Below are 25,124 nucleotides of genomic sequence, written 5' to 3' on the forward strand. Positions count from 1 at the left end.
TTGTAGGAATTAACAGGTAGGGGTGTCCAGGGGAATGTCAGGGAACCGCGTTTCGTCTCGGGCGCCTCCGGCGTCCTCGCTCAACGGCCCCGGCAGGGCACCCGGACTCAGGCCAGGAAGTCCGCCACCGCGGCGCGGAACTCCGGGGCGTGCAGGGCCGCGAGGTGATCCCCGGAGACGCGCCCGACACGGGAGTCCGGCACGGCCGCCGCGAGCACGTCGATGCCCTGCGCCATCGGATCCTCGGTCCCGCCGAGCAGCAGCACGGGCTGCGCGGGCGCTTCGGCGGCCGGGTCGAACGGCTCGGACGCGAGCCCCTCGATGAGATCGAGCAGCGCCTCGGGGCGGTTCCCGGGCAGCGTGGTCATCCCCAGGATCATGCCGGTGATCGGATCCGCCGGCGCCGGTCCTCCGGCGAGCGCGGTGCGCGCCGCGGGCAGGTCGACCATCGCGAACGGCTCCATCGGGCTGAGCCCGCCGAGCACGAGACGGCGCACCGCGACGGCGGGGTGCCCGGCGAGCGCCCAGGCCAGACGCGCGCCCAGCGAGTAGCCGACGACGTCGATCTCCTCCCCCGGTGCGGCCGTGGCGACGGCGTCCGCGAGCAGATCGACCACGCGCGAGGTGCTGAGCACTCCGGCCGCGGGGCTGTCCCCGTGCGCGGGCAGATCCACGAGCACGGCCGGGCGATCCGCAAGGACCGGCCCCCACTCCGCGGCGGGCCAGTCGAGCCGGGCGCGCGATGCGAAGCCGTGCAGGAACAGGACCGGCCGACCGGTCCCCTTCCGACGGACGACGGACAGGGCGATCTCGGGTGCGCCGGTCATCGGGCGCCCTCCTCTCGATGAAGCGTGGAGGCCGCCCGGAAGCCGGTCAGCGCAGCCGCGCGAGGAACTGGTCGATGTAGGCCTGATAGTCGGGGATGCGATCGCCCTCGGGATACATGAGGTTGATCACGGTCGCCCCCACCGCGACGGAGATGAACTCGTTCGCCATCGCGATGTAGTCCTGGTCGCGGATCGCGCCGGCATCCCGCGCGGCCTCCATCCGCTCCACGAGCATGGATCGCCAGCGCGCCAGGTGCACCTGGTAGAGCTCGGCGAGCGACTCGTTGGACATGGCGTACTCCCAGAGGGCGAGCAGGACACGCCCGCTGGCGATCTCGTCGCGTCCACTCGGAAGAGTGCCGACCAGCACCTGCCGCAGCATCTCCTCCGCATCGAGTTCGGCCGAGATCGACGCCTGCAGCCACAGATCGTGCTCGTGCAGCACGGTCTCGAACGTCGCCGCGACGATGCTCTCCTTGCCCGGGAAGTAGTGCTTCAGGGCGCCGTTCGCGAAGCCCGCCTCGGCGGCGATGCTGCGCATGGTCGCCGCTTCGAACCCGCCCTTGAGGATGATCCCCTTGGCGACCTCGACGATCTCCCGACGACGCTGATCGTGATCGATGATCTTCGGCATGGGTTCCTTCCGACGTGGCGTCCGGCGACGGCGCGCACCGGGGTGCGGACGTGCGGAATCGCTGCCTGCTACCGTACCGGGGCATCCGCGGCCTCGCGCAGCGCCAGCCATTCGGCACGGCGCGTCCTCTGCTTCACGGGGTCGGCGACGGGGGAGGCCAACCGCAGGCGCTCGGCATAGGGGTGCCGCGGCGAGCGGGTGATCTGCTCCCCCGCCCCGGTCTCGACGATCTCGCCGTGGTACATCACCGCGACGCGGTGGCACACCCGGCGCACGACGCCGAGGTCGTGCGAGACGAACAGGTAGGAGACGCCCGTGTCGCGCTGCAGCTCGATGAAGAGGTCCAGGATCGTCGCCTGCGTGGTGAGGTCCAGGGCGCTGACGGGCTCGTCGCACACGATCAGGCGGGGGCGGCGCACGAGAGCCCGGGCGATGGCGATGCGCTGACGCTGGCCGCCGGAGAACTCGCTCGGATAGCGGTCCATCGCGGTCTCGGGCAGGCGCACCCGGTCGAGCATCTCCCGTACGCGCGCCTGCGCCTCGGATCCGCCCAGTCCGCTGGTCAGCAGCGGCTCGGACAGGATGTCGCCGATGGTCATCGCCGGGTTCAGGGATCCGTAGGGGTCCTGGAACACGACCTGCACGTCGGCGGCGAGCGCGCGTCGTTCCGCGCGGCCGAGGGACGTGATGTCCCTGCCGTCGAAGCGGATGCTCCCGCCGGTCACGGGTGCGAGGCCGAGGATCGCCTTGCCGAGCGTGGACTTGCCGGATCCGGATTCGCCGACGAGACCCATGCACTCCCCGGGCGCGACGTCGATCGAGACACCGTGCAGCGCGCGGAACGCCGACCGGCCACGGCCGTACTTGACGACCAGGTCCTGCACTTCCAGCAGCGCCGTCATGCGCGCACCTCCGTCGTGTTCGTCGTGCCGGCGGGCTCGTGATCGGCCGCGTCGAGTCCTGCGCGCCCGCCGGCGTCGAGCTCCGCCCGCCCGGCCGCATCGTCGAGGGACGCCGCGATGAGCTCCCGCGTGTACGGCTGCTGCGGGTGGGCGAACAGCGGATCCACGTCGCCCTGCTCGACGATCTCGCCGCCGCGCATCACGATCACGCGGTCGCAGATGTCGGCGACGACGCCGAAGTTGTGCGTGACGATGAGCAGCGCCATGCCGTACTCCTGCTGCAGCTCGCGCAGCAGCTCGAGCACCTCCGCCTGCACGGTGACATCGAGCGCCGTGGTGGGCTCGTCGGCGATGAGGATCGACGGCCGGCCCGAGATCGCGCCGGCGATGAGCACGCGCTGCGCCATGCCGCCCGAGACCTGGTGCGGATAGCTGCGCAGGACCCGGTCCGGATCCGCCAGCCCCACCCGCAGCAGCACCTCGCGCGCCCTGGCCTTCGCATCGGCGGCGCTCATGCCGTGCACGCGGCGCAGCGGCTCGGTGAGCTGGTGGCCGATCGTGTACGACGGGTCGAGGTTGCTCATCGGCTCCTGCGGGACATAGCCGAGCTCGCGGCCGAGAAGGGCCTGGCGCTGCTTCGGCGTCGCCGTCGTGACGTCCTCACCGGCGATGCGGATGGCGTCGGCGGTGCTCGCGCCGCTCGCGGGCAGCAGGTCGAGCACGGAGAAGACGGTCTGCGACTTGCCGGAGCCGGACTCTCCGACGATCCCGACGACCTCGCCGGGGGCGACGTCGAGCGTCACGCCGTGCACGACCTCGACGACGCCGTTCGGCGTCGCGTGGCTCACCCGCAGGTTCTCCACGCGCAGCGCGGATCCCTCCACCGCGTGCCGCACGGTACCCGTCGCGGGAGTGGCGGCGGCCGCGGCGTCCATCGCCGTCGCGCGGCGGCGGCGCAGCCGCGGGGTGCGCACCTGGGCCAGTTCGGCGAGGGTGGAACCCATGATCGCGAGCACCGCGATCGTCAGGCCGAGCGCGACCGAGGGCCACAGCAGCATGAGCGGATAGGTGAGCATGAGGCGGAAGCCCTCGAGCATCATCGCGCCCCAGCTGGGCACGTTCGAGTCTCCGATGCCGAGGAACTGCAACCCGGCCTGCATGCCCATCGCCATGCCCGCGGTGAGCGCCGTCTGGATGATGACGGGCGGGTAGACCGCGGTGACGACGTGCCGGGAGATGATCCGCGCATCGGAGAGGCCCGACACCCGCGCCGCATCGATGTACGGCTCCTCGCGCACGGTCATCGTTTGCGACCGGGCGATGCGGAAGTAGCCCGGCACCATGAACACGCCGACCGTGACCATGAGCAGCTCGAAGTTGTTGCGGCTGCCCGCGGCGACCACGAGCAGGATGATCATGCCCGGGATCGACTGCAGCGCGTCGCTGACCCACATCGCGATCCGGTCGAACGCGCCACGGAAGTACCCCGCGGCGACGCCGGAGGGGACGCCGATCACGACCGCGGTCACGATCGTGATGAGCGCGCCCCAGATCGTGACGCGCGTCCCGTAGATGAGCCGGCTGAGGATGTCGCGCCCGGTCGAGTCGGCGCCGAGCAGGTGCGCGGCGGACGGCGGCGCCTTGGCGGCGGCGAGGTCGACGAAGTTCGGATCCATCGGGGCGAGCAGCGGGGCGAAGACGCCTACGAGCACGATGAGGACGAAGATTCCGAGCGGGATGTACCCGCCGGGGTGACGGAGGAACCGGCGGAACAGGCCGGAGCGGCGGCGCTGCCTGGCGCGGTCGAACGCGACGCGGATGTCGGTGGTGGTCATGCGACGCGCACCTTCGGGTTGATCCAGCCGAGCACGAGGTCGAGCAGGAGGTTGATGATCACGACGAAGACGATCGACACCACCGTGATGCCGAGGAGCATCGGGATGTCGCCGTTCTGAGAGGACTGGTTGGTCAGCATGCCGATGCCGGGGAGGCTGAAGATCTGCTCCACCACGATGGCGCCGCTGAGCAGGCCGACGAACATGAGGGCGATGACGGTGAGCGCAGCCGGCGAGGCGTTGCGGAGGATGTGCAGGTTCACCCTGGCCGGCGACAGACCGCGACTGCGCAGGGTGCGCACCCAGTCCTGACGGCTCTGCGCGATCACGGCGTTGCGCAGCTGCTCCGAGACGGCGACCACGCCGCCGAGCGCGAGCGAGATCGCGGGGAGCGTGAGCGAGCGGATCCATCCGTCGACGGACTGCGACGGCTGCACGTAGCCGACCGCGGGGAACCACTTCAGCTGCACCGCGAACCACATCACGAGGACGAGGCTCACCCAGAAGCCGGGGAGGGCGAACAGGACGACGGACACGCCCTTGAGGATCCGGTCGAACCAGGTCCCGGGGCGCAGACCCGTGATCATGCCGAAGGCGATGCCGAGCACCGCCGTGATGAGCGTCGCGAAGGTGACGACGGAGAGGGTCACCGGGACCTTGATGGCGAGCTGGGCGCCCACGGGCTGGAAGTTGCGCCAGGAGGATCCGAAGTCGCCGGTGACGAGGTGCGAGAACCAGTCCCAGAACTGCACCAGCAGCGGACGGTCGATGCCGATCTTCGTCGCCAGCGCGGCCTGCTGCGCGGGGCTCGCGGTGGTGCCCAGAAGCGCAGCGGTCGGATCCTTGATCGCCAGGTGCGCGAGGAAGAACGTCGCGACGGAGACGACCACGAGCAGCACGATGCCGGACAGCAGCCGCTTCGCGGTGAACAGGAGCATGAGGACCTCTCGGGGGGTGAGGAGGAACGGGGGCCCGACCTACGACGGGTCGGGCCCCCGGGGCGTCAGCCCTTGGTGATGTAGCGCAGCGTCGGGAACATCATGCCGATGACGGGCTGGACCTTGATGCCGGACACCGAGTAGTAGGTGTTGTCCGCCTGGTACCAGACCGACCACCAGGCCTGGTCGACCAGGGCCTTGTTCAGGTCCTTGATCGCCGCCGTCTGGTCGGCGCCCTTGGTCTCCTGGACCTTCTTCACGAGCGGCGCGAGGACCGCGTTGCTCGCGTAGTCGGGTGCCGGGTTGAACCACTGCTTGGAGGTGACCTGCCGGGCCACCGTCGCCACCTCGTTGCCGTCCATCGCGAGGAACGAGATGAACATCGGGTAGTTCGGCGCGTTCAGCTGGTAGTCGGGCATCTGCATGTTGTCCCAGGTGACCTTGACGCCGATCGCGGTCAGCGCCTGGTCCGCGGCGGGCTTCCACTGCTCGAACACCGGCGACATCGGCATCGAGATGTCGAACCCGTTCGGGTAGCCGGCCTCGGTGAGGAGCTGCTTCGCCTTGTCCACGTTGTACGCGTACTGCTTGTTGAGCGAAGGGTCGTTGATCGAGCCGCCGTCCGGGAACACCTGGTTCGTCGCGGCGCCGGCGCCGCTGCCGACGGCCTTGAGGATCGCGGCGCCGTCGAAGGCGTAGTTCAGCGCCTGACGGACCTTGAGGTCGCCGAGCGCCTTGTTCTTCGCGCCGGTGTGATCGGTGATGACGAGACCGGCCCAGCCGGAGACCCGCGAGACCGTGTTCCAGCCCTGCTGCTGGGCCGCGTCCTTGTTCGTGATGTCGCCGTACTGCACGTTGATCTGGCCGCTGAGCATGGCGTTCTGGCGCGCCGTGGCGTCCATGATCGGGAAGATCGCGAGGTTCTTGAACGAGTACGCCTTCGCGTCCCAGTAGCCGGGGACCTTCGTGAAGTGGTACTCGGATCCGGCGACGCTCTTCGCGCCGTCCAGCGTGTAGGGGCCGGAGCCGACCGGCTGCTTGCCGAGCGTGCCCGCGGCGATCGCCTTGGGCGACATCACGTAGCTGCGGCCGAGTCCCATGAAGTAGAGGATCGTGTCGTCGCGCTGCGTGAGGTTGATCTTGACCGTGTGGTCGTCCACCGCCTCGAAGGACGACACGTTCGTGTAGGCCTCGCCGGAACGGGCGCCCGCCTTGAGGTAGTCGAGGCTCTTCACGACCGCGTCGGCGTCGACCGGGGTGCCGTCGCTGAAGGTCCCGCCCTTGTGCAGGGTCAGGGTGATGCTGAGGTCGTCGGAGGCCACCTCCCACTTCTCCGCGAGGGCGGGGACCGGCTTGCCGTCCTTGTCGAGGGCGACCAGGGCGTCGTAGACCGCGGACAGGTACGGCCCGTCGAAGCCGATGTCGGCCAGGGCCGGATCCCAGGACGTGACGTCCAGGAAGTTGCCGATGTTGAGGTCGTCGGGGGCGTTCGCGGCAGCGGCGGCGTCGCTCGTCTGCGTCGTGGCGCCTCCGCCGCCGGAGCAGCTGGTGAGGGCGAGGACCGCGGCCACGGCCGCGGCGATCGCGAGGGGCACTCGTTTCATGGTTCCTTCTCTCGGTGCGGGTTGAGGTGAAGAAGGGTTCGAAGGGCCTTCGGCCGCGCTCCGGGGAGCCATACCGACGTCACTCCGATGTGTCGTTGCGTTTAGTCTACATGTGTGGAAAAAGAACGCAAGCGGTTCTTCTCACGGGACGGACCGGATCCATGACCCTGCGCGAATCACCCTTGTCCGAGCGCGCAGAGCTGTCGCTCGTGCGGCTCGGACGCAGGCGAATCGCGCTCAGTCCGCGACCCGCGCGACCTCGCGGTCGATCTCGCGCAGCTCCGTGACGTCGTGGGCCGAACGCGCGCCGGGCAGGTAGTGGACGGCGAGCTCGGGCCCGTCGAACCGGTAGCTGCGATGCTTCTCGTACAGCTCCCAATCGACGGGACCGCCGTAGTCGTATCCCACGCTGATCCCCGTGAAGGGTGCCATTCCCAGCAGCATCGGCACCGACGGGATCCGCAGGCCGGCCGCGCCGTCGACCTCGAGCTCGACGCTCCAGCGCAGATCGTCCTGCTCCGCCATCCTCAGCACGAGGCGATGCGCGCCCGGCGCGAGCGCCGCGCCGCGGGCGCGATGCATGCGCCCGTAGGCGTTGTAGGACACGAGCGGCGCGCCGTCGTCGATCGCGACGAGGTATCCACCGCCCTGGTCGCCGTGCGCGAGGAGCACGCCGGCGGAGTCGCCCGTGGTGCGCACGTCGATGCGCACCTCGAAGGACCTCAGCACCGTCAGGGCGGCCGAGCGGTAGCGCTCAAGCGGAGGCCGGTAGGGCGAGAGCGTGACGGGATCACCCAGCGGGCGCTCGGTCGCGGGCCGGATCCGGTGCAGGGATCCGTCGTCGTCGAGCGGGAAGACCGCGTTCGCCCACGCCTCCTCGCGCCAGCGCTCGGCGAGCAGTGCAGCGCGCTCCCCGTGCTCCGCCGCGAGGTCGCGCGTCTCGGTCGGGTCCTCCGCGAGGCGGTAGAGCTCCCAGGCCCCGCCGGCCGCGCCCTGCTCCCGGGTCGGCGGCGTCGTGGAGATCGCCTTCCAGCCGTCGTCGATCAGTGCGCGACTGCCGAAGCACTCGAAGTACTGGGCCGGTCTCCCCGGCGCCCTCGGGTCGCTCAGCAGGTCGACGACGCTGCGGCCGTCGCTCGGCACGGACTCCTTCCCGTGCCGGCGGTCCAGCCGCGGAGTCCCGGTCAGGTCGAGGATCGTCGGGGCGAGGTCCGACACGAAGACGAACTGGTCGCGCAGCCCCGCCGCCATCCGCGCCGGCGCGGCGGGCCAGGACAGGATGAGCGGGGCGTGCACCCCGCCCTCGTAGAGCGATCCCTTGAAGGAGCGGAACGGCGTGTTCGAGACACGCGCCCATCCGGCGGGATAGTGCGCGAACAGCCGCGGACCGCCGATCAGGTCGACCTCGCGCGGCTCGTCGGGCACCCACCCCTCCGGATCCGGCCCCATCCTCCCGAACTGGGCGAAGTAGCTGCGGGTCCCGCGCGGACCGCCCTCCGCGGTGCCGCCGTTGTCGCTCGCGACCACGACGATGGTGTTCTCGCGCTCACCGCGCTCCTCGAGGTGCGCGAGCAGCCGGCCCAGGCTCTGGTCGACCTCGTCCACGGCCGCGGCGTAGACCTCCATGTATCGCGCGAACAGCTCCCGCTCCGCGTCGTCGAGATCGTCCCAGCGCGGGATGCGCGCCTCGTCCGCGAGTGCACCCTGCGGCAGCGCCGCGTCGCCCGCGACGATGCCGCGTTCGCGCTGCCGGGCGAACCGCTCGTCGCGCAGCGCGTTCCACCCGGCCTCGTAGCGGCCGCGGTACTTCGCGATGTCGGCCTCCTTGGCCTGGATCGGCCCGTGCACGGCCGTATGCGCGAAGTAGAGGAAGAACGGTTTGGCCGCGTCGTTCGCGCGCAGGTCGTCGATCATCCCGATGGCGCGGTCGGTGAGGTCGTCGGTGAGGAAGTACCCGTCGGGGAACTCCGGCACGTCCACGACGGAGTTGTCCTGCACGAGTCGATGCGGGTGGTGCAGCGAGGTGAACCCGTCCATCGAACCGAAGTAGCGATCGAAGCCGCGCTGCAGCGGCCACGACGACCGATCCGCACCATCGTGCAGCCGGGAGTCGACGGTGAGATGCCACTTGCCGACCATGAACGTCGCGTATCCTCCGGCCCGCAGCGACTCAGCGAGGGTGGGGGCGTCCTCGGGCAGCGTGCACGAGAACCCCGGATAGCCCGGGTCCGTGTGGGCGACGAGGCCGAAGCCGGCCCGGTGCGGGTTCAGCCCGGTCAGCAGGGCGGCGCGTGCGGGTGAGCACAGCGGCGCGGTGCGGTAGTTCGTGAAGGTCCACCCCTCCTCGGCCAGCCGATCGATGTGCGGGGTGTCGATCTCGCCGCCGAACGGGCCGAGGTCGCTGAAGCCGAGATCGTCGATGAGGACCACGATCACATTCGGCGCCCCCGGTGCCGCGCTCGGCTGCGGCGGCCACCACGGCTCCGACTCCGACGTGAACTCCCCCACGCGTCCCCCGAACCCGCGGTAGGCGGAGGAGGGCGCCGTCTCGTCCTGAACATCCATGCCGCGTGCTCCTCGTCCCTCGGTCCCGTTCTCGTTCTCGTCCCGGTGGCGTGCGGAGTCCGCCACCGCGTTCACCATGCTCCGTCGTCGCGCACGTCGACGTCGGCCTGCAGCCCGGCAAGCGCCTCACGCACCTCGGCCCCGCGCTCGGCGACGAGCGCGAGCCCCGCGTGATTCTGCTCGAGCTGCGCGATCCGGGAGGCGCCGAACAGCACGTTCGCCGCCGCCGGATGGGTGAGGCAGAACGCGATGCCGAGTGCCGCGGGCGTCACCCCGAAGTCCTCGGCGATGCGGGCGACCTCAGAGTACAGCGCGAGGATGCGCTCGCGGATGCCGCCCACGTCGGCGCCGATCTTGCGCTGCGGCGCGAGGCCGGTCGCGAGGATTCCGCCCTCGAACACGTCCGAGGCCTGCAGCGCGAGCGTCCCGCCCGCGAGGAGCGGGCCGTAGGACGCACCCTCCGCCATCGCGCGCCGGGCGATGCCGTACTTGAGCTGGGCGAACGACGGCCCGACGAGTCCCGTGTCGGCCGCGGTGACCAGGGCCGCCCTCGTGTGCCCGATCCGCCAGTTGTTGATCCCCCAGCCTCCGACGAGGCCATCCGCGATGAGCTCGTTCACGTCGGCCACGATCCGCGCGACGTCGGGCGCGTCCAAGTAGTCGCCGACGACGAGGGTGTCGAAGCGGTCGAGGCCCGCGCGCTCCAGGCTCTCGACGAGCTGGGCGCGGAAAGACTGGTTCGGCCAGTCCCAGAGCCAGAGCTTGCCGCACAGCACGATCCGGCTCCGCTCGACCCCGCTCGCCCGCAGGGCCTCGCCGAACAGGATGTCGGTGCGGGAGTTCTCGGCGTGCGGACCCATGTTGTAGTACGCGACGTCGAAGAACCCGGCGTCGAGCTCGACGGCGCGGCGGATCATCGCCACGGCGTCGTCGGGATCCATCCGATCCCAGGTGTTCCAGGATCCCAGCGCGAGCGGTGGGACGGCGAGCCCGCCGAGGGCGCGGTGCGGAAGTGTCGACGCTGACATGAGTACTCCTTGCTCTGAGGGCGTTTCGTCTCGGGCGGCTTCGCCGTCCTCGCTCAACGACCAGGGGGATCCCGGGTTGCGTTTTTCTATGCTTGTAGAATATAACGGAGATGCCCCGTCAGAGAGGACGTGAGATGACCATCTCCCCCCGCCGCATTCTCGTCACCGGAGGAGCCTCCGGGCTCGGCCGCGGCATCGCCGCCGCCTTCCGCGAGGCCGGAGACGAGGTGATCATCGGCGACGTGAACGCCGACGCCGCGGCCGCGGTGGCCGCGGAGCTCGAGGCCACCGCACTCGCGCTCGACATCTCCGATCCCGCCTCGGTCGCCGCGGCGGGAGAGTCGCTCGGCACCATCGACGTGCTCGTCAACAACGCCGGCGTCGTGCTCGGCGGCGGCACCCAGCAACAGGTTCCCCTCGAGGTCTTCGACACCGCCGTGGCCGTGAACATCCGCGGCACGTTCCTCATGCTCCGCGAGTTCGCCCCGCGCCTGCCCGACGGCGGCGCGATCGTGAACACCTCGTCGATCGGCGGGCGCCAGCCCACGCCCGGCATGGGGCACTACGAGATGACCAAGGCCGCCGTCGACGCGATGACCCGCACCGCCGCGATCGAGCTCGCCGGGCGCCGGATCCGCGTGAACGCGGTCGCGCCCGGCCCGATCCTCACCCCGCTCACCGCCGGCTTCGCGACCGACCCCGAGGCGCGCGCCGCCTGGGAGGCGCGGATCCCGCTCGGCACGATCGCCGAGGTCGAGCAGGTCGCGCCGCTCGTCGTCTTCCTCGCGGGCGACGCCGCGAGTCACATCACCGGCGTCTCCGTCCCCGTCGACGGCGGCCAGCTGCTCGTCTGACCCCGCCCCGGCCCAGGGTCCGATCACCCCTTCAGATCCCGGAAGGATCCGCATGACCATCCCCACCACCACCCGCGCGGCCGTGCTCACGGAGCACGGTCAGCCCCTCACCCTGCAGGATCTGCCGCTCCCGGCCGAGGTCGCACCCGGCGCCGCGCTGGTGCGGATCGCGGTGTCGACGCTGTGCGGCACCGACATCGAGATCTGGGAGGGCAGGATGACCTTCCCCGGCATGCTGCCGATGGTGCTCGGCCACGAGATGGTCGGCGAGATCGTCGCCCTCGGCGACGGCACCGTCGACGCGCTCGGCCGGCCGCTGCACATCGGCGACCGGATCGGGTGGTCCGAGTCGACCTGCGGCGAATGCTACGGCTGCGTCGTGCTGCGCGAGCCCGTGCACTGCTCCCGGCGCGGCTACGGCTTCCTGCAGCGCTCCGACGTGCCGCCGTTCGCGACCGCGGGCCTCAGCGAGTACGCCTACGTCACGCCGGGGGCGGCGAAGCTGCTGCTGCCCGATGCGGTGAAGGACACCTGGGCCTCGATGGCCGGCTGCGCGGCGAAGACCGTGCTGCGTGCGTTCGAGCGCGGCGGGCGGATCCGCCCCGGATCCACCGTCGTGGTGCAGGGCGCCGGCGCCCTCGGCATCTTCGCGACTGCGGTGGCGAAGATCGCCGGCGCCGGGCGCGTGATCACGATCGGTGCCCCGGCGGCGCGGCTCGAGCTCGCCGCCCGGTTCGGCGCGGACGCGGTCGTGGACTACCGAGAAGGCCCCGTCGTGCCACAGGTGATGGAGCTCACCGACGGCCACGGCGCCGACCACGTGTTCGACTTCGCCGGCGCGCCGAGCGTGGGGCCGGACGCCGTCGGCATGGCCGCGCAGCGCGGCACCGTCGTGATCGTCGGATCCACCGGTCCCGTCGGAGACGCCTTCCCGGTGAGCGCCCTCATGGGCAAGGAGCTGACCATGGTCGGCTCACTCAACGGCGACATCGCCGACTACGCCCGCTCGATCGACTTCTTCCAGGCCTTCGCCGACCGCTACCCGTGGGACGAGCTGTTCAGCGCCCCCGTCGGACTCGCCCAGGCCTCCGAGAAGATCGCGAACATGCACCACCTCGATGAGGTCAAGGCCGTCATCGACCCCCGCCTGTGAAGGAGACCACGACGATGAACACAGAGACCCCGACGCTCCCCCGGCGCGAGATCGGCACGAGCGGCATCCGCGCATCGCTGTTCTCGCTCGGTTCCTGGCACACCTACGACCGCATGGACTTCGGCGACGCCACGGCCATGCTCCGCGAAGCCGTCGACCGCGGTGTGAACCTCTTCGACGTCGGCGTCTACACCGGACCCGGCATGCCACCCGCGTTCACCGACGTCATCTTCAGCGCCATGGTGCGGGCAGCGGGTCTGCGCCGCGACGAATGGCTGCTGTCGTCGAAGCTGTGGCTCGAGGCGTTCGGCGCGGACGGCTTCCGCCCGCAGCTCGAGAACGCCCTGTTCCGCGTCGGCGCGGAGCACGCGGATCTGGTGATCCTCGGCGACCTGCGCAGGGACGACCTGGAACTGCGCGACCTGGTGCTCGACCTCGCCCGTCTCGCCGACGACGGTCTGATCCGCGCCTGGGGCGTGAACAACTGGTCCGCCGGATCCATCCGACGGCTCATCGACATCGCGGCCGCCGAGGGCGTCCCCGGCCCGCAGATCGCGCAGCTGAAGTACAGCGTCTCGCGCCGCTCCATCCCCGACGGCGCGCCGTTCGCCTCCCTCTGGGAGCGGGGGCTGACTCTGCAGGCCTCGGACTGCCTGGAGGGCGGCGTGCTCGCCGGCACCGTGAACGGCGACCGGCAGATCGGCCGGGATCCGGGCGACATCCGCCAGCGCATCATCGACGACGTGCCCGCCTTCACGGCGCTCGCGGAGTCGCTCGACGTCACCCCGGCGCAGCTCGGGATCGCGTTCACCCTCACGCACCCCGCCCTCGTCACGACCCTCTTCGGCGCGTCGAGCATCGCGCAGCTGCGCGCGAACCTCGACGCCGCCGCGCTCGTCGACCGCGTCGGGGCCGCCGAGCTGCGCCGGCTCGTCGAGCCGTTCTGGGCCGATCGCGACGTCGTCGACCCCGAAGGTCCCTGACTCCCCGCCGCCCCCTCGGGCCAGAGCCTCCCGCACAACCTGAAAGGCAGCACCGCATGACCGTCACCGCCGCCGGCTATCCGACCGTGACCCCCGTCCCGTTCGACCCCGAGGTGCAGATCGTGCTCGACGCGATCGCGCAGAACCCGCAGCCCGCGCTGACCCGGGACACGCTCCCCCGCGAAGGCACGGACACGATGTTCCCCGACAACGACACGGTGATCGCCGGGCGTCCGATCGACTGGGAGGACCGCGTGATCCCGGGTCCTGCCGGGGCGCCCGACATCGAGATCACGATCTTCCGGCCCCGCGGCACGGCCGGATCGCTCCGCCCCGGGTTCGTCAACATCCACGGCGGCGGCCAGATCGTCGGGCACCGCAGCTGGGAGAGCGGCCGCGTGGTCGACATCGTGGCGGAGCACGGCGCGGTCGCGGTCAACGTCGAGTACAGGCTCGCACCGGAGCACCCCTCCCCGGCGGGGCTCGAGGACTGCTACGCCGCGCTGCTCTGGCTGCACGCCCACGCCGCGGAGCTCGGCGTCGACGCCGACCGGATCATCGTCGGTGGCGGCAGCGCGGGCGGCTGCCTCGCCGCCGGCGTCGCCCTGCTCGCCCGCGACCGGCAGGGGCCCGCACTGGCCGGGCAGCTCCTGCTGTGCCCGATGCTCGACAACACGAACACGACCGTGTCGAGCCTGCAGTACGACGGCATCGGCACCTGGCAGCGCGAGGCGAACCTGCTCGCCTGGTCGTGCCTGCTCGGTGACGACCTGGCGTTCAGCCCCGAGGCCTCCGGCTACGCCGCGCCGACCCACGCCGCCGACGTCTCGCGCCTCGCCCCGGCGTTCATCGAGGTCGGCGAGGCGGAGATGTTCCGCGATGAGGACACCCAGTACGCGCTGCGGATCTGGGCCACGGGCGGACAGGCCGAGCTGCATGTCTGGGGCGGCGGCGCGCACGGCTTCGACATGTACATGCCCGATGCCGAGATCTCCCGGGCCGCGCTGGCCGCGCGGGCCAGCTGGCTGCGCCGGATCTGGGACGCATGATGTCCGCGAGCGAGACCGCGATCGGATCCGTCGCCCCCGTGCCCTACGACCCCGAGCTCGTCGACGGGCTCGCGGCGTTCCTCGACCTCGTCGAGATCATCCCGCTGCGCGCCGACACGATCCTCGCCAACCGCGCGCACTTCGCGACGATCATCCCGCCGATCGCGGTGCAGGCCGAGGGCAGGGCCGTGACCTTCGAGGACCGGTCGATCCCCGGCCCTGCGGGCGCCCCCGACGTCGAGATCACGATCGTGTGCCCCGCGGCCCCCACCCCGGATCCGGCCCCCGCCGTGCTGTCCATCCACGGCGGCGGCATGGTGCTCGGCACCCGCTTCTTCGGCACGCCCGAGCTCATCGACCTCGCCGAGCGGCACGGCGTCGTGGGCGTCGCGGTCGAGTACCGCCTCGCCCCGGAGCATCCCGGTCCGGCACAGGCGGAGGACTGCTACGCGGCGCTGGAGTGGATGGCCGCGCACGCCGGCGAGCTCGGGATCGACCCGGCGCGCATCGTCGCCTCCGGGCAGAGCGCCGGCGGCGGCCTCTCCGCCGCGGTGGCCCTTCTCGCCCGCGACCGCAACGGCCCGCGGCTCGCCGGCCAGCTGCTGGGCTGCCCCATGCTCGACGACCGCAACGAGACCGTGTCCGCTCGGCAGTACGACGGCATCGGTGCCTGGGACCGCAACAACAACGACACCGCCTGGACCGCGATCGCCGGCGGGGACCGGTTCACCGACCTGGTGTCGCCGTACACGGCGCCGGCCCGCGCGACCGATCTCGCCGGCCTCCCCCCGGCGTACATCGAGGTCGGGGCGGCCGAGACGTTCCGCGATGAGGCCGTCGACTACGCCTCCCGGATCTGGGCCACCGGCGGGCAGGCCGAACTGCACGTCTGGGCCGGCGGCTACCACGGGTTCCACGGCTTCTCCCCCGACGCCGTGGTGTCGGTCGCCGCGAACGCGGCACGCGAGAGCTGGCTGCGCCGCGTGCTGCGGCTCGACGGATGAGCGGGGTGCTCGCCCGCCCCCGCATGAGCACGCTGCGCGCGATGCTCGTGCTCGGCCTGCTGGAGGCGTTCGGCCCGCTGTCGATGGACCTGTACCTGCCGCAGCTGCCGCAGCTCGCCACAGCACTCGGCACGAGCGACGCGCTGGCGCAGGCCACGATGTCGGCGTGCATGGTGGGCCTCGGACTCGGCCAGCTCGCCGCAGGGCCGCTCAGCGACCGCTTCGGCCGGCGCCGTCCGCTCCTGGTGGGCGTCTCGGCCTTCGCGGTGCTGTCGCTCGTGTGCGCGGTCGCTCCGGGGATCGAAGTGCTCCTGATCGCTCGCTTCCTGCAGGGACTCGCCGGATCCGCCGGCATCGTGATCTGCCTCGCCATCGCCCGCGACCAGTTCGCGGGCGCAGAGCTCAGCCGCATGCTGTCGCTGCTGTTCCTCGTCTCCGGGGCCGCCCCGGTGGTCGCGCCCGTCGTCGGCGGCCAGCTGGCAAGGATCATGGACTGGCGCGGGATCTTCGGCGTGCTCGCAGGGATCGGCGTCGCCCTCCTGCTGGTCGTGCTCCTCGCGCTCCCCGAGACGCTCGAACCCTCCGATCGTCACGCGGGCGGCGTTCGAGAGCTCGGCGCGCACACCGGCGCGGTCCTGCGGGATCGCCTGTTCCTCGCGGTGCTGTGCGCGGGGGCCGGCGGCGGTGTGGCGTTCTTCACCTACCTGTCGATGACCTCGTTCGTGCTGCAGGATGAGTTCGGGCTGGATCCGCAGGGGTTCAGCCTCGCCTTCGCACTCGGCGCGCTCGCGAACATCGCGGGCAGCCAGGCGAGCCGGCTGATCGTGCGCCGCACCGGCCCGCTGCGCGTCTACCTGCTGGGTGTCACCGCGACGGCGATCGCCACCGTCGTCCTCGCGACGCTCGCCCTGCTCGGTGCAGGTGTCTGGGGATTCGCCGCGGCGCTCGTCGGATTCATGCTCTGTGCGGGTCTGGGAGGTCCGAACTCGTCGGCCCTCGCGCTCGCGCATCACGGAGCCCGCGCCGGCACGGCCTCCGCCCTGCTCGGCATGTCGACGTTCCTGGTCGGGCCGCTGCTGTCACCGCTCGCCGTCGGCATCGGCGGTGCGAACGCGGTGACGATGGGCGTCACGATGGCTGCCGCCGCACTCGTGGCGGCGTTGATCGCGTGGTTCGCCGTGCGCCCGGCCGCGCGCCAGACGGTGGAGAGCACGCCGGCGCCTCCGGCGGGCTGATCCCTGGGGATTCAGCCGAGCGCGGCGATCGCGTCGCGGAGGATCCCGCCCGAGGCCGCCAGCGCCGGTGCGGCGACCTCCGCAGAGGCGCCCGTGAAGAGCATGAGCAGGGCGAGCTTGACGGATCCCCCGGCCTCGGTCAGCGCACGCACCGCGTCATCCTGCACCGCACCGCTGAGCTGGATAAGCGTGCGCACCGACCGGGCCCGCAGTTTCTCGTTCGTGGCCTGCAGGTCGACCATGACGCCGCGGTAGGTCTTGCCGAGGCGGATCATCGACAGCGTGGAGAGCATGTTCACCACGAGCTTCTGCGCCGTACCGGCCTTGAGCCGGGTGGATCCCGTCACGAACTCGGGACCCACGACGACCTCGATCGGCACGTCGGCGGCGGCGCCGATGGCGGATCCGGCGTTGGCGGCGATGGCGACGGTGAACGCACCCGCCTCTCGCGCGTAGGCGAGTCCGCCGAGCACGTAGGGGGTGCGCCCCGAGGCCGAGATCCCGACGACGGTGTCGTTCTCGCCCAGTCCGAGCGCGCGCAAGGACTCTGCCGCGGCGCGGTCGTCGTCCTCGGCGTTCTCCACGGCGTCGCGGATCGCCGTCTCACCGCCGGCGATGATGCCGACGACCATTCCCGGATCCGTGCCGAACGTGGGCGGGCACTCGGAGGCATCGAGCACTCCGACGCGACCCGCGGTTCCCGCGCCGATGTAGATCAGCCGTCCGCCGCGCCGGAAGCGCTCGGTGATGCCGTCGACGGCCTCGACGATCCGCTCGGCCTGAGCCGCGATCGCCTCCGGCACGCGCCGGTCCTCGGCGTTCATCGCCCGCACGAGGTCGAGCGTCGGCAGCAGGTCGAGATCGCCCCGGGAGGTGTCGGCCTGTTCGGTGGACAGGTGCGACAGCTCTCCGATCAGCGCCGCGAGGCGGGCGTCGTCGGTCGCGGCGGCAGTGGCCGGAACGGCCTCGTCGGGCAAGCTCTCATTCGGCACGGTGCACGAACCTTTCGTGGAGAGGGGCGCGCCCCTCGGCGATCATGGCGGCGCCGTCGAGTGCATCGCCACGGGCGGGGACAGCTTCGAGTCCGCGGGCTGCGAGCGCGGACGAGACGGCGGCGCGGAATCCGTCATGCCTGGTCAGCCCGCCGTGCAGTGCGACCAGGGAGGACCCACCGGACGCGGCGAGCGCGGTCTCCGCGAGCAGCCGGGCTGCTTCGTCGCGGATCCCGCAGGCGGCCGCATCGCCCTGGTCGGCGGCATCGAGCACGGCAGGGGCGAAGGTCGCCAGCAACCGGGCCGGTGCCGCAGCGCCGCCCACCCAGGCGATCGGCGACGTCCCGTCGCCGATGAGCAGGGTCAGCACATCCGTCAGCACGGTCTCCGGTGCCAGCCCGTCCCTGGCACGGAGCACGGCCCGCACGCCCTCGCGACCGAGCCAGGACCCGCTTCCGAGGTCCCCGAGATCCGGACCCCAGCCGTCCACGCTGCGATGCGCATCGGCCGTGACGCCGAGGCCGACCGCGCCCGTGCCTGCGATGAGCAGCACGCCCGCCTCCCCGCCGAGGGCGCCGACGTGCGCGGTGACCACGTCGGATGCGACGGCGACGGGCGCGCCGCGGTCCTCGGCGATCGCGCGCGCGAGCGCATCGGCCTCGGCCGCCGCGTACATCGCTCCGGCCGCGCCCACGCCGATCCGCGACGGGCGGACGTCGGCCAGCAGCGGCAGGATCGAGGCCAGAGCCAGCGCCACACCGTCGCGGGCCGCCAGTCCCGGCGCGCCCCCGCCGTCGCGGCGCATCCCGTCCCCGTCGTTCGTCAGCCGAGCGCGGCACAGCGATTTGCCCAGGTCGATCGCAGCCGTGCCGGAGAAGGTCATGCATCAGAATGTACGGGATCCGAACGATACGCGGGAAGCCGGGCTGCGAGGCGCCGCATGCACCTCAGATCACGAGCACCATCGCGCCCATCACGACCATGGACACCGCCATCGCCGCGCCCTCCGCCTCTAGCAGGATCCGCCCATTGAGCGCCCCGCTCCCCCGCGTCACCGCGTGACCGGAAGACGCGCCACCGGCGGCGACAGCCACGACGCGCGCCGTCGCGCGAGCACCGACCGCTGCGGCACGGCCGAGAACCGCGCGGTGCCGCACCCGCGCGACGAGCATGAGCCCGAGCAGCACGGCGATTCCGGCCGCCGCCACCACGGACAGCGGCACGATCCCGCCGTGACCGGCATGCCCCGGGCCCGCGGCCGCCGCCGCGGCGACGCCGCCGCTCGAGCCCGGATTCGCGCCCGTGACGACCTCGGTGCGCAGCATCGCCAGAGCGCATACCGCCATCACCACGCCGCCGAGCGCGCGGTGGAAGCAGGCGTCGGCGTGCGTCCGCCCGCGTGTTCCCGCCACGCCCAGCATCGCGGAGACGATCCCCGAGACCGCGACCAGCAGCGGGATGCGGGCGTCGTGGCCGCCCGCACACAAGGCGACCATGCCGAGGGCCATCACCACGGCGCTCTGCCGCGCCTGCCACGGCACCGCGCTGGGCACGACGCGCCCGGCACCGAGGCAGCACGCCGCCGCCGCGATCGCGGATCCGATCATCAGCACCGTCGCTGCCGTGTGGAGCATCCGAACAGTGTTATTGATCGAACGCTCAAAAACAATACCCCCGGGAGGCATCCGGATCTCGGCGACCGATCGGGGACCGGGGGCACCGGATCCCATCCGCGCGCCACCGGATGCGCGGACGGCCATCGCGGAATCTGCGCCAGGATGGACGCATGCCCAGAGTCGTCGATCACGATGCGCGCCGGCGCGACATCGCCGCGGCGCTGCTGGCCGTCGCCGCCCGCGACGGCCACGACGGGGTGAACTCGCGGGCCGTGGCGCGCGAGCTGGGCGTCGCCGTCGGGTCCCTGTGGCACTACTTCGACGGCTTCGACGACGTGATCCGCGCCGCAGCGGCCGAAGTCACCCGCCGTACCGAGGAGCGGATCCGCACGGCGACCGAAGGCCTGCGCGGGCTCGCACGCCTGGAGGCGATCATGCGCGAGGTGCTGCCGGTCGACGCCACCACGCGCACCGAAGCGCATGTCGTGGTGGGATTCTGGGGGCGCCTCGCCTCGATCACACCCACCGCCGAGGCGTCCGCTCCGACGATCCCGCTCTGGCGCACGGAGACCTCCGAAGCACTCGAACAGGCCGTCGCCGACGGCGAACTGCGGGCGGACACTCCACTCGACGACGTGCTGGCGCTCCTGCGCGCGATCACGTACGGGCAGCAGATCGTCGAGGTCGCCGAGCCGGCGGACGCTGCCGCGCACCTGCGCGTGCTCGCCGCGATCCTGCACCCCTGGCGCACCTGAGGGCCCACAGCCGCCCCACGCCGTGTCACGATCGGCGCACTCCGCCACGATCAGCACAGGAATGGCGCCGATCCGTGTGCTGATCGCCACACGCTGCGCCGATCGTCACACGCTGCACCCCGTGACGGCGCGCGGATCCGCCCGTTGCGCCCGCACCCCTGCGCGGCCTATCATCGAGCCAACCCGTTTCTTGAGCAATCGCTCAACTAAACCGCAGAGGTCGACGATGCCCCACCACGCCCCGCAGCCGATCACGCTCGACGCCATCCCGACGCCGCATCCGCTGGATCCCCTCACCGGGCCCGAGATCGCCGCCGCCCGCGCGATCCTCGCATCAGCGGGCCTGCTCGGCGACACCGTGCGCGTGCCGATGCTGCTGCCGGACGAGCCGACGCGGGCCGAGCTCGCCGCCTGGGCACCCGGCGCCCCGATCGACCGCCGCATCGACGCCACCCTGCTCGAGACCACGACCGGCGTCGCGACCGAGGTCGTGGTCTCGATCACCCGCGGCGAGGTGCTGCGCGCCGAACGCGTGCCGAACGACGCCCCGCCCTACGGTCAGCCGCAGTACCTCTTCGAGGAGTACGAGCGCGCCGAGTCCATCGCCAAGGCCTCCCCGGAATGGCGCGCCGCGATGGAGCGCCGTGGACTCGCCGAGCACATCGACCTCGCCTTCTGCGGGCCGCTCGCCCCGGGCTACACGGGCCGCGCCGACGAGGTCGGGCGCCGGGTGATCCGATCTCTCACATTCCTGCGCTACGACGAGAACGACTCGCCCTGGGCGCACCCGGTCGAGGGGCTCATCGTGCACATCGACCTCACGTCGAACAGCGTGATCCGCGTCGAGAACATCGGCGACGTCCCCGTGCCCGCCGGACACGGCAACTACTACCCCGAGGTGCAGGGCGAGGCGCGCACGTCCCTCAAGCCGATCGAGATCGTCCAGCCCGAGGGGCCGAGCTTCTCCGTGACCGGATCCCTCGTCGAGTGGGAGAACTGGTCGATGCGGGTGAGCTTCAACGCCCGCGAGGGCCTCGTGCTGCACGACGTGACGTTCGACGGCCGGCCGGTGCTGAACCGTGCGAGCGTGCCGGAGATGGTCGTCCCCTACGGCGACACCGCACCGGGTCGCTTCTGGATCAGCTACTTCGACGCCGGCGAATACCTGCTCGGCAAGAACGCGAACCACCTCGAGCTCGGCTGCGACTGCCTCGGCGTGATCCGCTACCTGGACGGCTATGTCGCCGACGACCAGGGGCACCCGGTGCGGATCCCGAACGTCATCTGCATGCACGAGGAGGACACCGGGATCCTCTGGAAGCATACGAATCTCGAGGGCCGCTCCGATGTGCGCCGGGCGCGCCGCTTCGTCGTCTCGTACTTCTCCACGATCGGCAACTACGACTACGGCTTCTACTGGAACTTCGGCCTGGACGGCACGATCGAGGTGATCGCGAAGGCCACGGGCATCGTGTTCGTGGGCGCCGGCGAACCCGGTGTCCCGCAGCGTCACGCCACCGAGCTCGCCCCCGGCGTGTTCGCCCCCGTGCACCAGCACCTGTTCTGCGCGCGGCTGGACGTCGCGGTCGACGGATCCGACAACCGTCTCGTCGAGGTCGACGCCGCGCGCGTCCCGATGGGGCCGGAGAACCCGTTCGGGAACGCGTTCAGCTGGACCGAGACCGCCCTCGGATCCGAGTCCGCCGCGCAGCGCGACGCCGACACCTCGGTCGCCCGGGTCTGGGAGGTGCAGAGCGCCTCGCACACGAACGCCGTGGGCCGCGCCACCGCCTACCAGCTCGTACCGCAGCCGACCGCGCTGCTCATGGCGGACCCGGCCTCCTCGGTCGCGGCGCGCGCGGCCTTCGCGACCAAGCACCTCTGGGCCACCGCGCACCGCGAAGGCGAGCTGTGGCCCGCCGGCCGCTACCCGAACGCGCACCAGGGCGGATCCGGGCTGCCTGAGTACTCCGCAGGCGACGCGCCCCTGGACGGCCCCGACGGCGCCGACCTCGTGCTCTGGCACACGTTCGGGCTCACGCACTTCCCGCGCCCCGAGGACTGGCCGATCATGCCCGTCGACACCGCGGGCTTCGCGTTCCGCCCGTACGGCTTCCTCGACCAGAACCCGGGCATGGACGTGCCCGAGTCTTCGCAGGCGCACGCCGTCAGCGGCGAGTCCGCCGGATCCTGCTGCGGCGGGGGCGCTGCCTGCACCTGCGGTCACTGAACGCCTTCCGAGGTCGTTGAGCGAGCACCGAGCGCAGCGAGGAGCGAGACGAAACGCGGTGCACGGAGGACCGGGTTTCGTCTCGCTCGCCTTCGGCGTCCTCGCTCAACGACCGACCGTCGTCAGTCCGCCCGGGAGACGAAGCCGCCGGATCCGACGAGCGCGTCCGCGGTGGCGATGATCGTGTCGCGGAGCGCCGCGGCGGCGCGCGTCGGCGCCATGTCGGCCCGGTGCGCCAGGCTCACCGTGCGCGTGAGCTTGGGCGAGGCCAAAGGCACCGCGCGCAGCCCCGGCCGGTCGAGCGCGACCATGGCCGGGACGACGGCGACGCCCACCCCGCGCTCCACGAAGCGCAGCACGGTGTCCATCTCCGGCCCCTCCACGACCACCTCCGCGGTCAGTCCCGATCCGGCGAACGCCGCGTCGGTCGCGGCGCGCAGTTCATAGCTGCGCGGGAAGGCGATGAGCGGCAGATCCGCGACCGCGGCGAGCGCGATCGCCCGGCCGTGGCTCACCGGCGACTGCGCGGCCGACGAGATCACCACGAGGTCCTCGTCCAGCAAGGCCGTGCGCGTGAGGCTCACCGGCGAGGCCGCCGCCGCATCCGACGAGGCCAGCAGCGCGAGATCGAGCATGCCCTCGGCGAGCGCCGCGACGAGCCCCCGCGAGCCGCGCTCGGTGATCTCCAGCTCGATCCCGGGGTGCGCGGCACGGAAGGCGCCGACGACCTCCGGCACGATGCTCGCGCACAACGACGGCGGCGCGCCCAGACGCACCCGCCCGCGACGCAGCCCCGCGATCTCGGCCATCTCGCGACGCACCGAGGCGGCATCGGCGAGCATGCGGCGGGCATAGGGCAGCAGCACCTCGCCCGCAGCGGTGAGCGAGATGTGCCCCCTCGCACGATGGAACAGCTCGGATCCGAGCTCCCGTTCCAGGGTCGAGATCTGCCGACTCAGGGAGGGCTGCGCGAGATGCAGCTCCTCCGCGGCACGGGTGAAGTTGCCGAGCCGGGCGATCTCGACGAATCCGCGGAGCTGCTCGAGGTTCATGACCATAGCCTAGAGGCATTCAGACCAGCAGAATTATGCATTGGAGTAATGGTCGGGAGATTCCTAGCGTGGACGTCATGACTGAGAACTCCCCCCGCGAACGCCTCGTCGCAACGACCGTGCTCGTAATCGGCACCGGCGGATCCGGCCTGCGTGCGGCCATCGAGGTCGCCGAGCAGGGCGTCGACGTGCTGGCCGTCGGCAAGCGCCCGCGCCACGACGCGCACACATCCCTCGCCGCCGGCGGCATCAATGCCGCCCTCGGCACCATGGACCCGCAGGACAGCTGGCAGCAGCACGCCGCGGACACCATCAAGGAGAGCTACCTCCTCGCCGACCCGCGCACGGTCGAGATCGTCACGCGAGGAGCCGAGGAGGGCATCCGCGACCTCGAGCGCTACGGCATGGGCTTCGCCCGCGAGGACGACGGCCGCATCTCGCAGCGGTTCTTCGGCGCGCACACGTTCCGGCGCACCGCCTTCGCCGGCGACTACACGGGCCTGGAGATCCAGCGCGCCCTCACAGGCCGCGCCGAGCAGCTCGAGATCCCGATCCTCGACACCGTCTACATCACGCGCCTGCTCGTCGAGGACGTCGCCGGACCCGACGGCGGCACCATCCCGCGGATCTTCGGCGCCTACGGCTTCGACCTCGTCGACGGGACCCGCTACCTCATCCACGCCGACGCCGTGATCCTCGCCGCGGGCGGGCACAACCGCATCTGGCGGCGCACGTCGTCTCGCCGCGACGAGAACACCGGCGACTCCTTCCGCCTCGCCGTCGAGGCGGGCGGGCGGATCCGCGACCCCGAGCTCGTGCAGTTCCACCCCTCGGGGATCATCGAGCCGGAGAGCGAGGCGGGCACGCTCGTGTCGGAGGCCGCGCGCGGCGAGGGCGGCGTCCTGCGCAATGCGCTCGGAGAGCGGTTCATGCAGAAGTACGATCCGGAGCGGATGGAGCTGTCCACCCGCGACCGCGTGGCGCTGGCGGCCTACACCGAGATCGCCGAGGGCCGCGGCACCCCGAACGGCGGCGTGTGGCTCGACGTCTCCCATCTGCCCCGCGAGACGATCATGACCCGCCTGCCGCGCGTGTATCAGACGATGCTCGAGCTGCAGATGCTCGACATCACGAAGGACCCGATCGAGATCGCGCCGACCGCGCACTACTCGATGGGCGGCGTCTGGGTGCGCCCGGAGGATCACCGCACCGATGTGGACGGGCTCTACGCGATCGGCGAGGCGTCGTCCGGCCTGCACGGCGCGAACCGGCTGGGAGGCAACTCGCTCATCGAGCTGCTCGTGTTCGGCCGGATCACGGGCCGCGCCGCGGTCGCGCACGCCTACGGCCTCGACGCCCAGCACCGCTCGACCGATGCCGTGCGTCGCGCCAGGGCCGAGATCGACGACCTGCTGGCCGCCGACGGCCCGGAGAACGTGCGCGCCCTGCAGCGTGCGATCCGCGACACCATGACCGCGCACGCCGGCGTGGTCCGGGACGAGGAGGGTCTGCGCGCCGGCCTCGCCGAGCTCGATGCGATCGAGGAGCGGATGACGCGGATCGGGATCCACCCCGACATCGCCGGGTTCCAGGACCTCGCGCATGCCTTCGACCTGCGCTCCTCGGCGCTCGCGGCGCGGGCGACCGTCGAGGCGGCCCTCGAGCGCCGCGAGACCCGCGGCTGTCACAACCGCAGCGACTACCCCGACATGGATCCGGCTCTGCAGGTGAACCTGGTGTGGTCGCCGTCCACGGGCGTGGTGCGCGAGGAGATCCCGCCGATCCCTGCAGAGATCGACGCTCTGATCCGCGAGGTCGACACGGCGGGCAAACTCGTCGAGTAGGCCCCGCGACCGGCTCCGCGGCCC

21 protein-coding genes are annotated in these 25,124 nt (G+C 71.7%); 9 read left to right on the top strand and 12 right to left on the bottom strand.

Going from position 1 to position 25,124, the window contains the following annotated elements:
- Positions 1-107: 107 nt before the first annotated feature.
- The 8 genes from ACFWCK_RS01065 to ACFWCK_RS01100 all read right to left on the bottom strand — a co-directional run bounded on the left by ACFWCK_RS01065 (position 108) and on the right by ACFWCK_RS01100 (position 10,333).
- Complete coding sequence (locus ACFWCK_RS01065; protein WP_378804141.1) at positions 108-827, bottom strand: alpha/beta fold hydrolase; 720 nt, start codon at positions 825-827, stop codon at positions 108-110.
- Between the two features lie 46 nt (positions 828-873).
- A complete protein-coding gene (locus ACFWCK_RS01070; protein ID WP_233312595.1) occupies positions 874-1,461 on the bottom strand; it encodes a TetR/AcrR family transcriptional regulator in 588 nt (195 codons plus the stop codon).
- A 68-nt stretch (positions 1,462-1,529) separates the two neighbouring features.
- Complete coding sequence (locus tag ACFWCK_RS01075) at positions 1,530-2,363, bottom strand: ATP-binding cassette domain-containing protein (RefSeq protein WP_378804142.1); 834 nt, start codon at positions 2,361-2,363, stop codon at positions 1,530-1,532.
- Positions 2,360-4,198, bottom strand: coding sequence for a dipeptide/oligopeptide/nickel ABC transporter permease/ATP-binding protein (locus ACFWCK_RS01080; protein ID WP_378804143.1), 1,839 nt, complete (start codon positions 4,196-4,198; stop codon positions 2,360-2,362). Before ACFWCK_RS01080 ends, ACFWCK_RS01075 begins: the two co-directional genes overlap by 4 nt.
- A complete protein-coding gene (locus tag ACFWCK_RS01085) occupies positions 4,195-5,136 on the bottom strand; it encodes an ABC transporter permease (protein WP_233312592.1) in 942 nt (313 codons plus the stop codon). The genes ACFWCK_RS01080 and ACFWCK_RS01085 overlap by 4 nt, the downstream gene beginning before the upstream one ends.
- 65 nt (positions 5,137-5,201) lie before the next feature.
- Positions 5,202-6,740 (bottom strand): ABC transporter substrate-binding protein, encoded by a 1,539-nt coding sequence (locus ACFWCK_RS01090; protein ID WP_378804144.1) that lies wholly within the window; start codon positions 6,738-6,740, stop codon positions 5,202-5,204.
- Positions 6,741-6,977: 237 nt separating this feature from the next.
- The gene (locus tag ACFWCK_RS01095) at positions 6,978-9,305 is read right to left on the bottom strand and encodes an arylsulfatase (RefSeq protein ID WP_378804145.1); all 2,328 of its coding nucleotides are present in this window, start codon (positions 9,303-9,305) and stop codon (positions 6,978-6,980) included.
- Between the two features lie 71 nt (positions 9,306-9,376).
- Complete coding sequence (locus ACFWCK_RS01100; RefSeq protein ID WP_378804146.1) at positions 9,377-10,333, bottom strand: aldo/keto reductase; 957 nt, start codon at positions 10,331-10,333, stop codon at positions 9,377-9,379.
- A 134-nt stretch (positions 10,334-10,467) separates the two neighbouring features.
- On the opposite strand from ACFWCK_RS01100, the gene ACFWCK_RS01105 reads away from it, so the two are divergent.
- The 6 genes from ACFWCK_RS01105 to ACFWCK_RS01130 are packed head-to-tail and all read left to right on the top strand — an operon-like array spanning position 10,468 to position 16,611.
- Positions 10,468-11,187, top strand: coding sequence for an SDR family NAD(P)-dependent oxidoreductase (locus tag ACFWCK_RS01105; protein ID WP_378804147.1), 720 nt, complete (start codon positions 10,468-10,470; stop codon positions 11,185-11,187).
- 52 nt (positions 11,188-11,239) lie between these two features.
- Positions 11,240-12,340, top strand: coding sequence for a zinc-binding dehydrogenase (locus ACFWCK_RS01110; protein WP_378804148.1), 1,101 nt, complete (start codon positions 11,240-11,242; stop codon positions 12,338-12,340).
- Positions 12,341-12,354: 14 nt separating this feature from the next.
- A complete protein-coding gene (locus ACFWCK_RS01115; protein ID WP_378804149.1) occupies positions 12,355-13,323 on the top strand; it encodes an aldo/keto reductase in 969 nt (322 codons plus the stop codon).
- 56 nt (positions 13,324-13,379) lie between these two features.
- Entirely contained in the window at positions 13,380-14,372 is a 993-nt protein-coding gene (locus ACFWCK_RS01120) for an alpha/beta hydrolase (protein ID WP_378804150.1), read from the top strand.
- The gene (locus tag ACFWCK_RS01125; protein WP_378804151.1) at positions 14,372-15,376 is read left to right on the top strand and encodes an alpha/beta hydrolase; all 1,005 of its coding nucleotides are present in this window, start codon (positions 14,372-14,374) and stop codon (positions 15,374-15,376) included. Before ACFWCK_RS01120 ends, ACFWCK_RS01125 begins: the two co-directional genes overlap by 1 nt.
- The gene (locus tag ACFWCK_RS01130) at positions 15,373-16,611 is read left to right on the top strand and encodes a multidrug effflux MFS transporter (protein WP_378804152.1); all 1,239 of its coding nucleotides are present in this window, start codon (positions 15,373-15,375) and stop codon (positions 16,609-16,611) included. Before ACFWCK_RS01125 ends, ACFWCK_RS01130 begins: the two co-directional genes overlap by 4 nt.
- An 11-nt stretch (positions 16,612-16,622) precedes the next feature.
- On the opposite strand, the gene murQ is transcribed toward ACFWCK_RS01130, so the two are convergent.
- From murQ to ACFWCK_RS01145, 3 genes are all read right to left on the bottom strand, one after another.
- A complete protein-coding gene (gene murQ / locus ACFWCK_RS01135; RefSeq protein WP_378804153.1) occupies positions 16,623-17,603 on the bottom strand; it encodes an N-acetylmuramic acid 6-phosphate etherase in 981 nt (326 codons plus the stop codon).
- Positions 17,593-18,486 carry an N-acetylglucosamine kinase gene (locus ACFWCK_RS01140; RefSeq protein ID WP_378804154.1) on the bottom strand — a complete coding sequence of 298 codons (894 nt, stop codon included), beginning with the start codon at positions 18,484-18,486 and terminating at the stop codon, positions 17,593-17,595. Before ACFWCK_RS01140 ends, murQ begins: the two co-directional genes overlap by 11 nt.
- 64 nt (positions 18,487-18,550) lie before the next feature.
- The gene (locus tag ACFWCK_RS01145; protein WP_378804155.1) at positions 18,551-19,237 is read right to left on the bottom strand and encodes a hypothetical protein; all 687 of its coding nucleotides are present in this window, start codon (positions 19,235-19,237) and stop codon (positions 18,551-18,553) included.
- A gap of 152 nt (positions 19,238-19,389) precedes the next feature.
- Between ACFWCK_RS01145 and ACFWCK_RS01150 the strand changes: the two genes are divergently transcribed.
- Positions 19,390-19,974 (top strand): TetR/AcrR family transcriptional regulator, encoded by a 585-nt coding sequence (locus ACFWCK_RS01150; RefSeq protein ID WP_378804156.1) that lies wholly within the window; start codon positions 19,390-19,392, stop codon positions 19,972-19,974.
- 226 nt (positions 19,975-20,200) lie between these two features.
- The gene (locus ACFWCK_RS01155; protein ID WP_378804157.1) at positions 20,201-22,204 is read left to right on the top strand and encodes a primary-amine oxidase; all 2,004 of its coding nucleotides are present in this window, start codon (positions 20,201-20,203) and stop codon (positions 22,202-22,204) included.
- A gap of 122 nt (positions 22,205-22,326) precedes the next feature.
- Here the strand turns inward: ACFWCK_RS01155 and ACFWCK_RS01160 are convergent, their stop codons facing one another.
- Positions 22,327-23,256 carry a LysR family transcriptional regulator gene (locus ACFWCK_RS01160; protein WP_378804158.1) on the bottom strand — a complete coding sequence of 310 codons (930 nt, stop codon included), beginning with the start codon at positions 23,254-23,256 and terminating at the stop codon, positions 22,327-22,329.
- Between the two features lie 77 nt (positions 23,257-23,333).
- On the opposite strand from ACFWCK_RS01160, the gene ACFWCK_RS01165 reads away from it, so the two are divergent.
- Complete coding sequence (locus ACFWCK_RS01165; RefSeq protein ID WP_378804159.1) at positions 23,334-25,100, top strand: L-aspartate oxidase; 1,767 nt, start codon at positions 23,334-23,336, stop codon at positions 25,098-25,100.
- Positions 25,101-25,124 lie beyond the last annotated feature (24 nt).

Source organism: Microbacterium sp. NPDC060117 (assembly GCF_042729315.1).
In the GTDB taxonomy this organism is placed as follows: Bacteria; Actinomycetota; Actinomycetes; order Actinomycetales; family Microbacteriaceae; genus Microbacterium.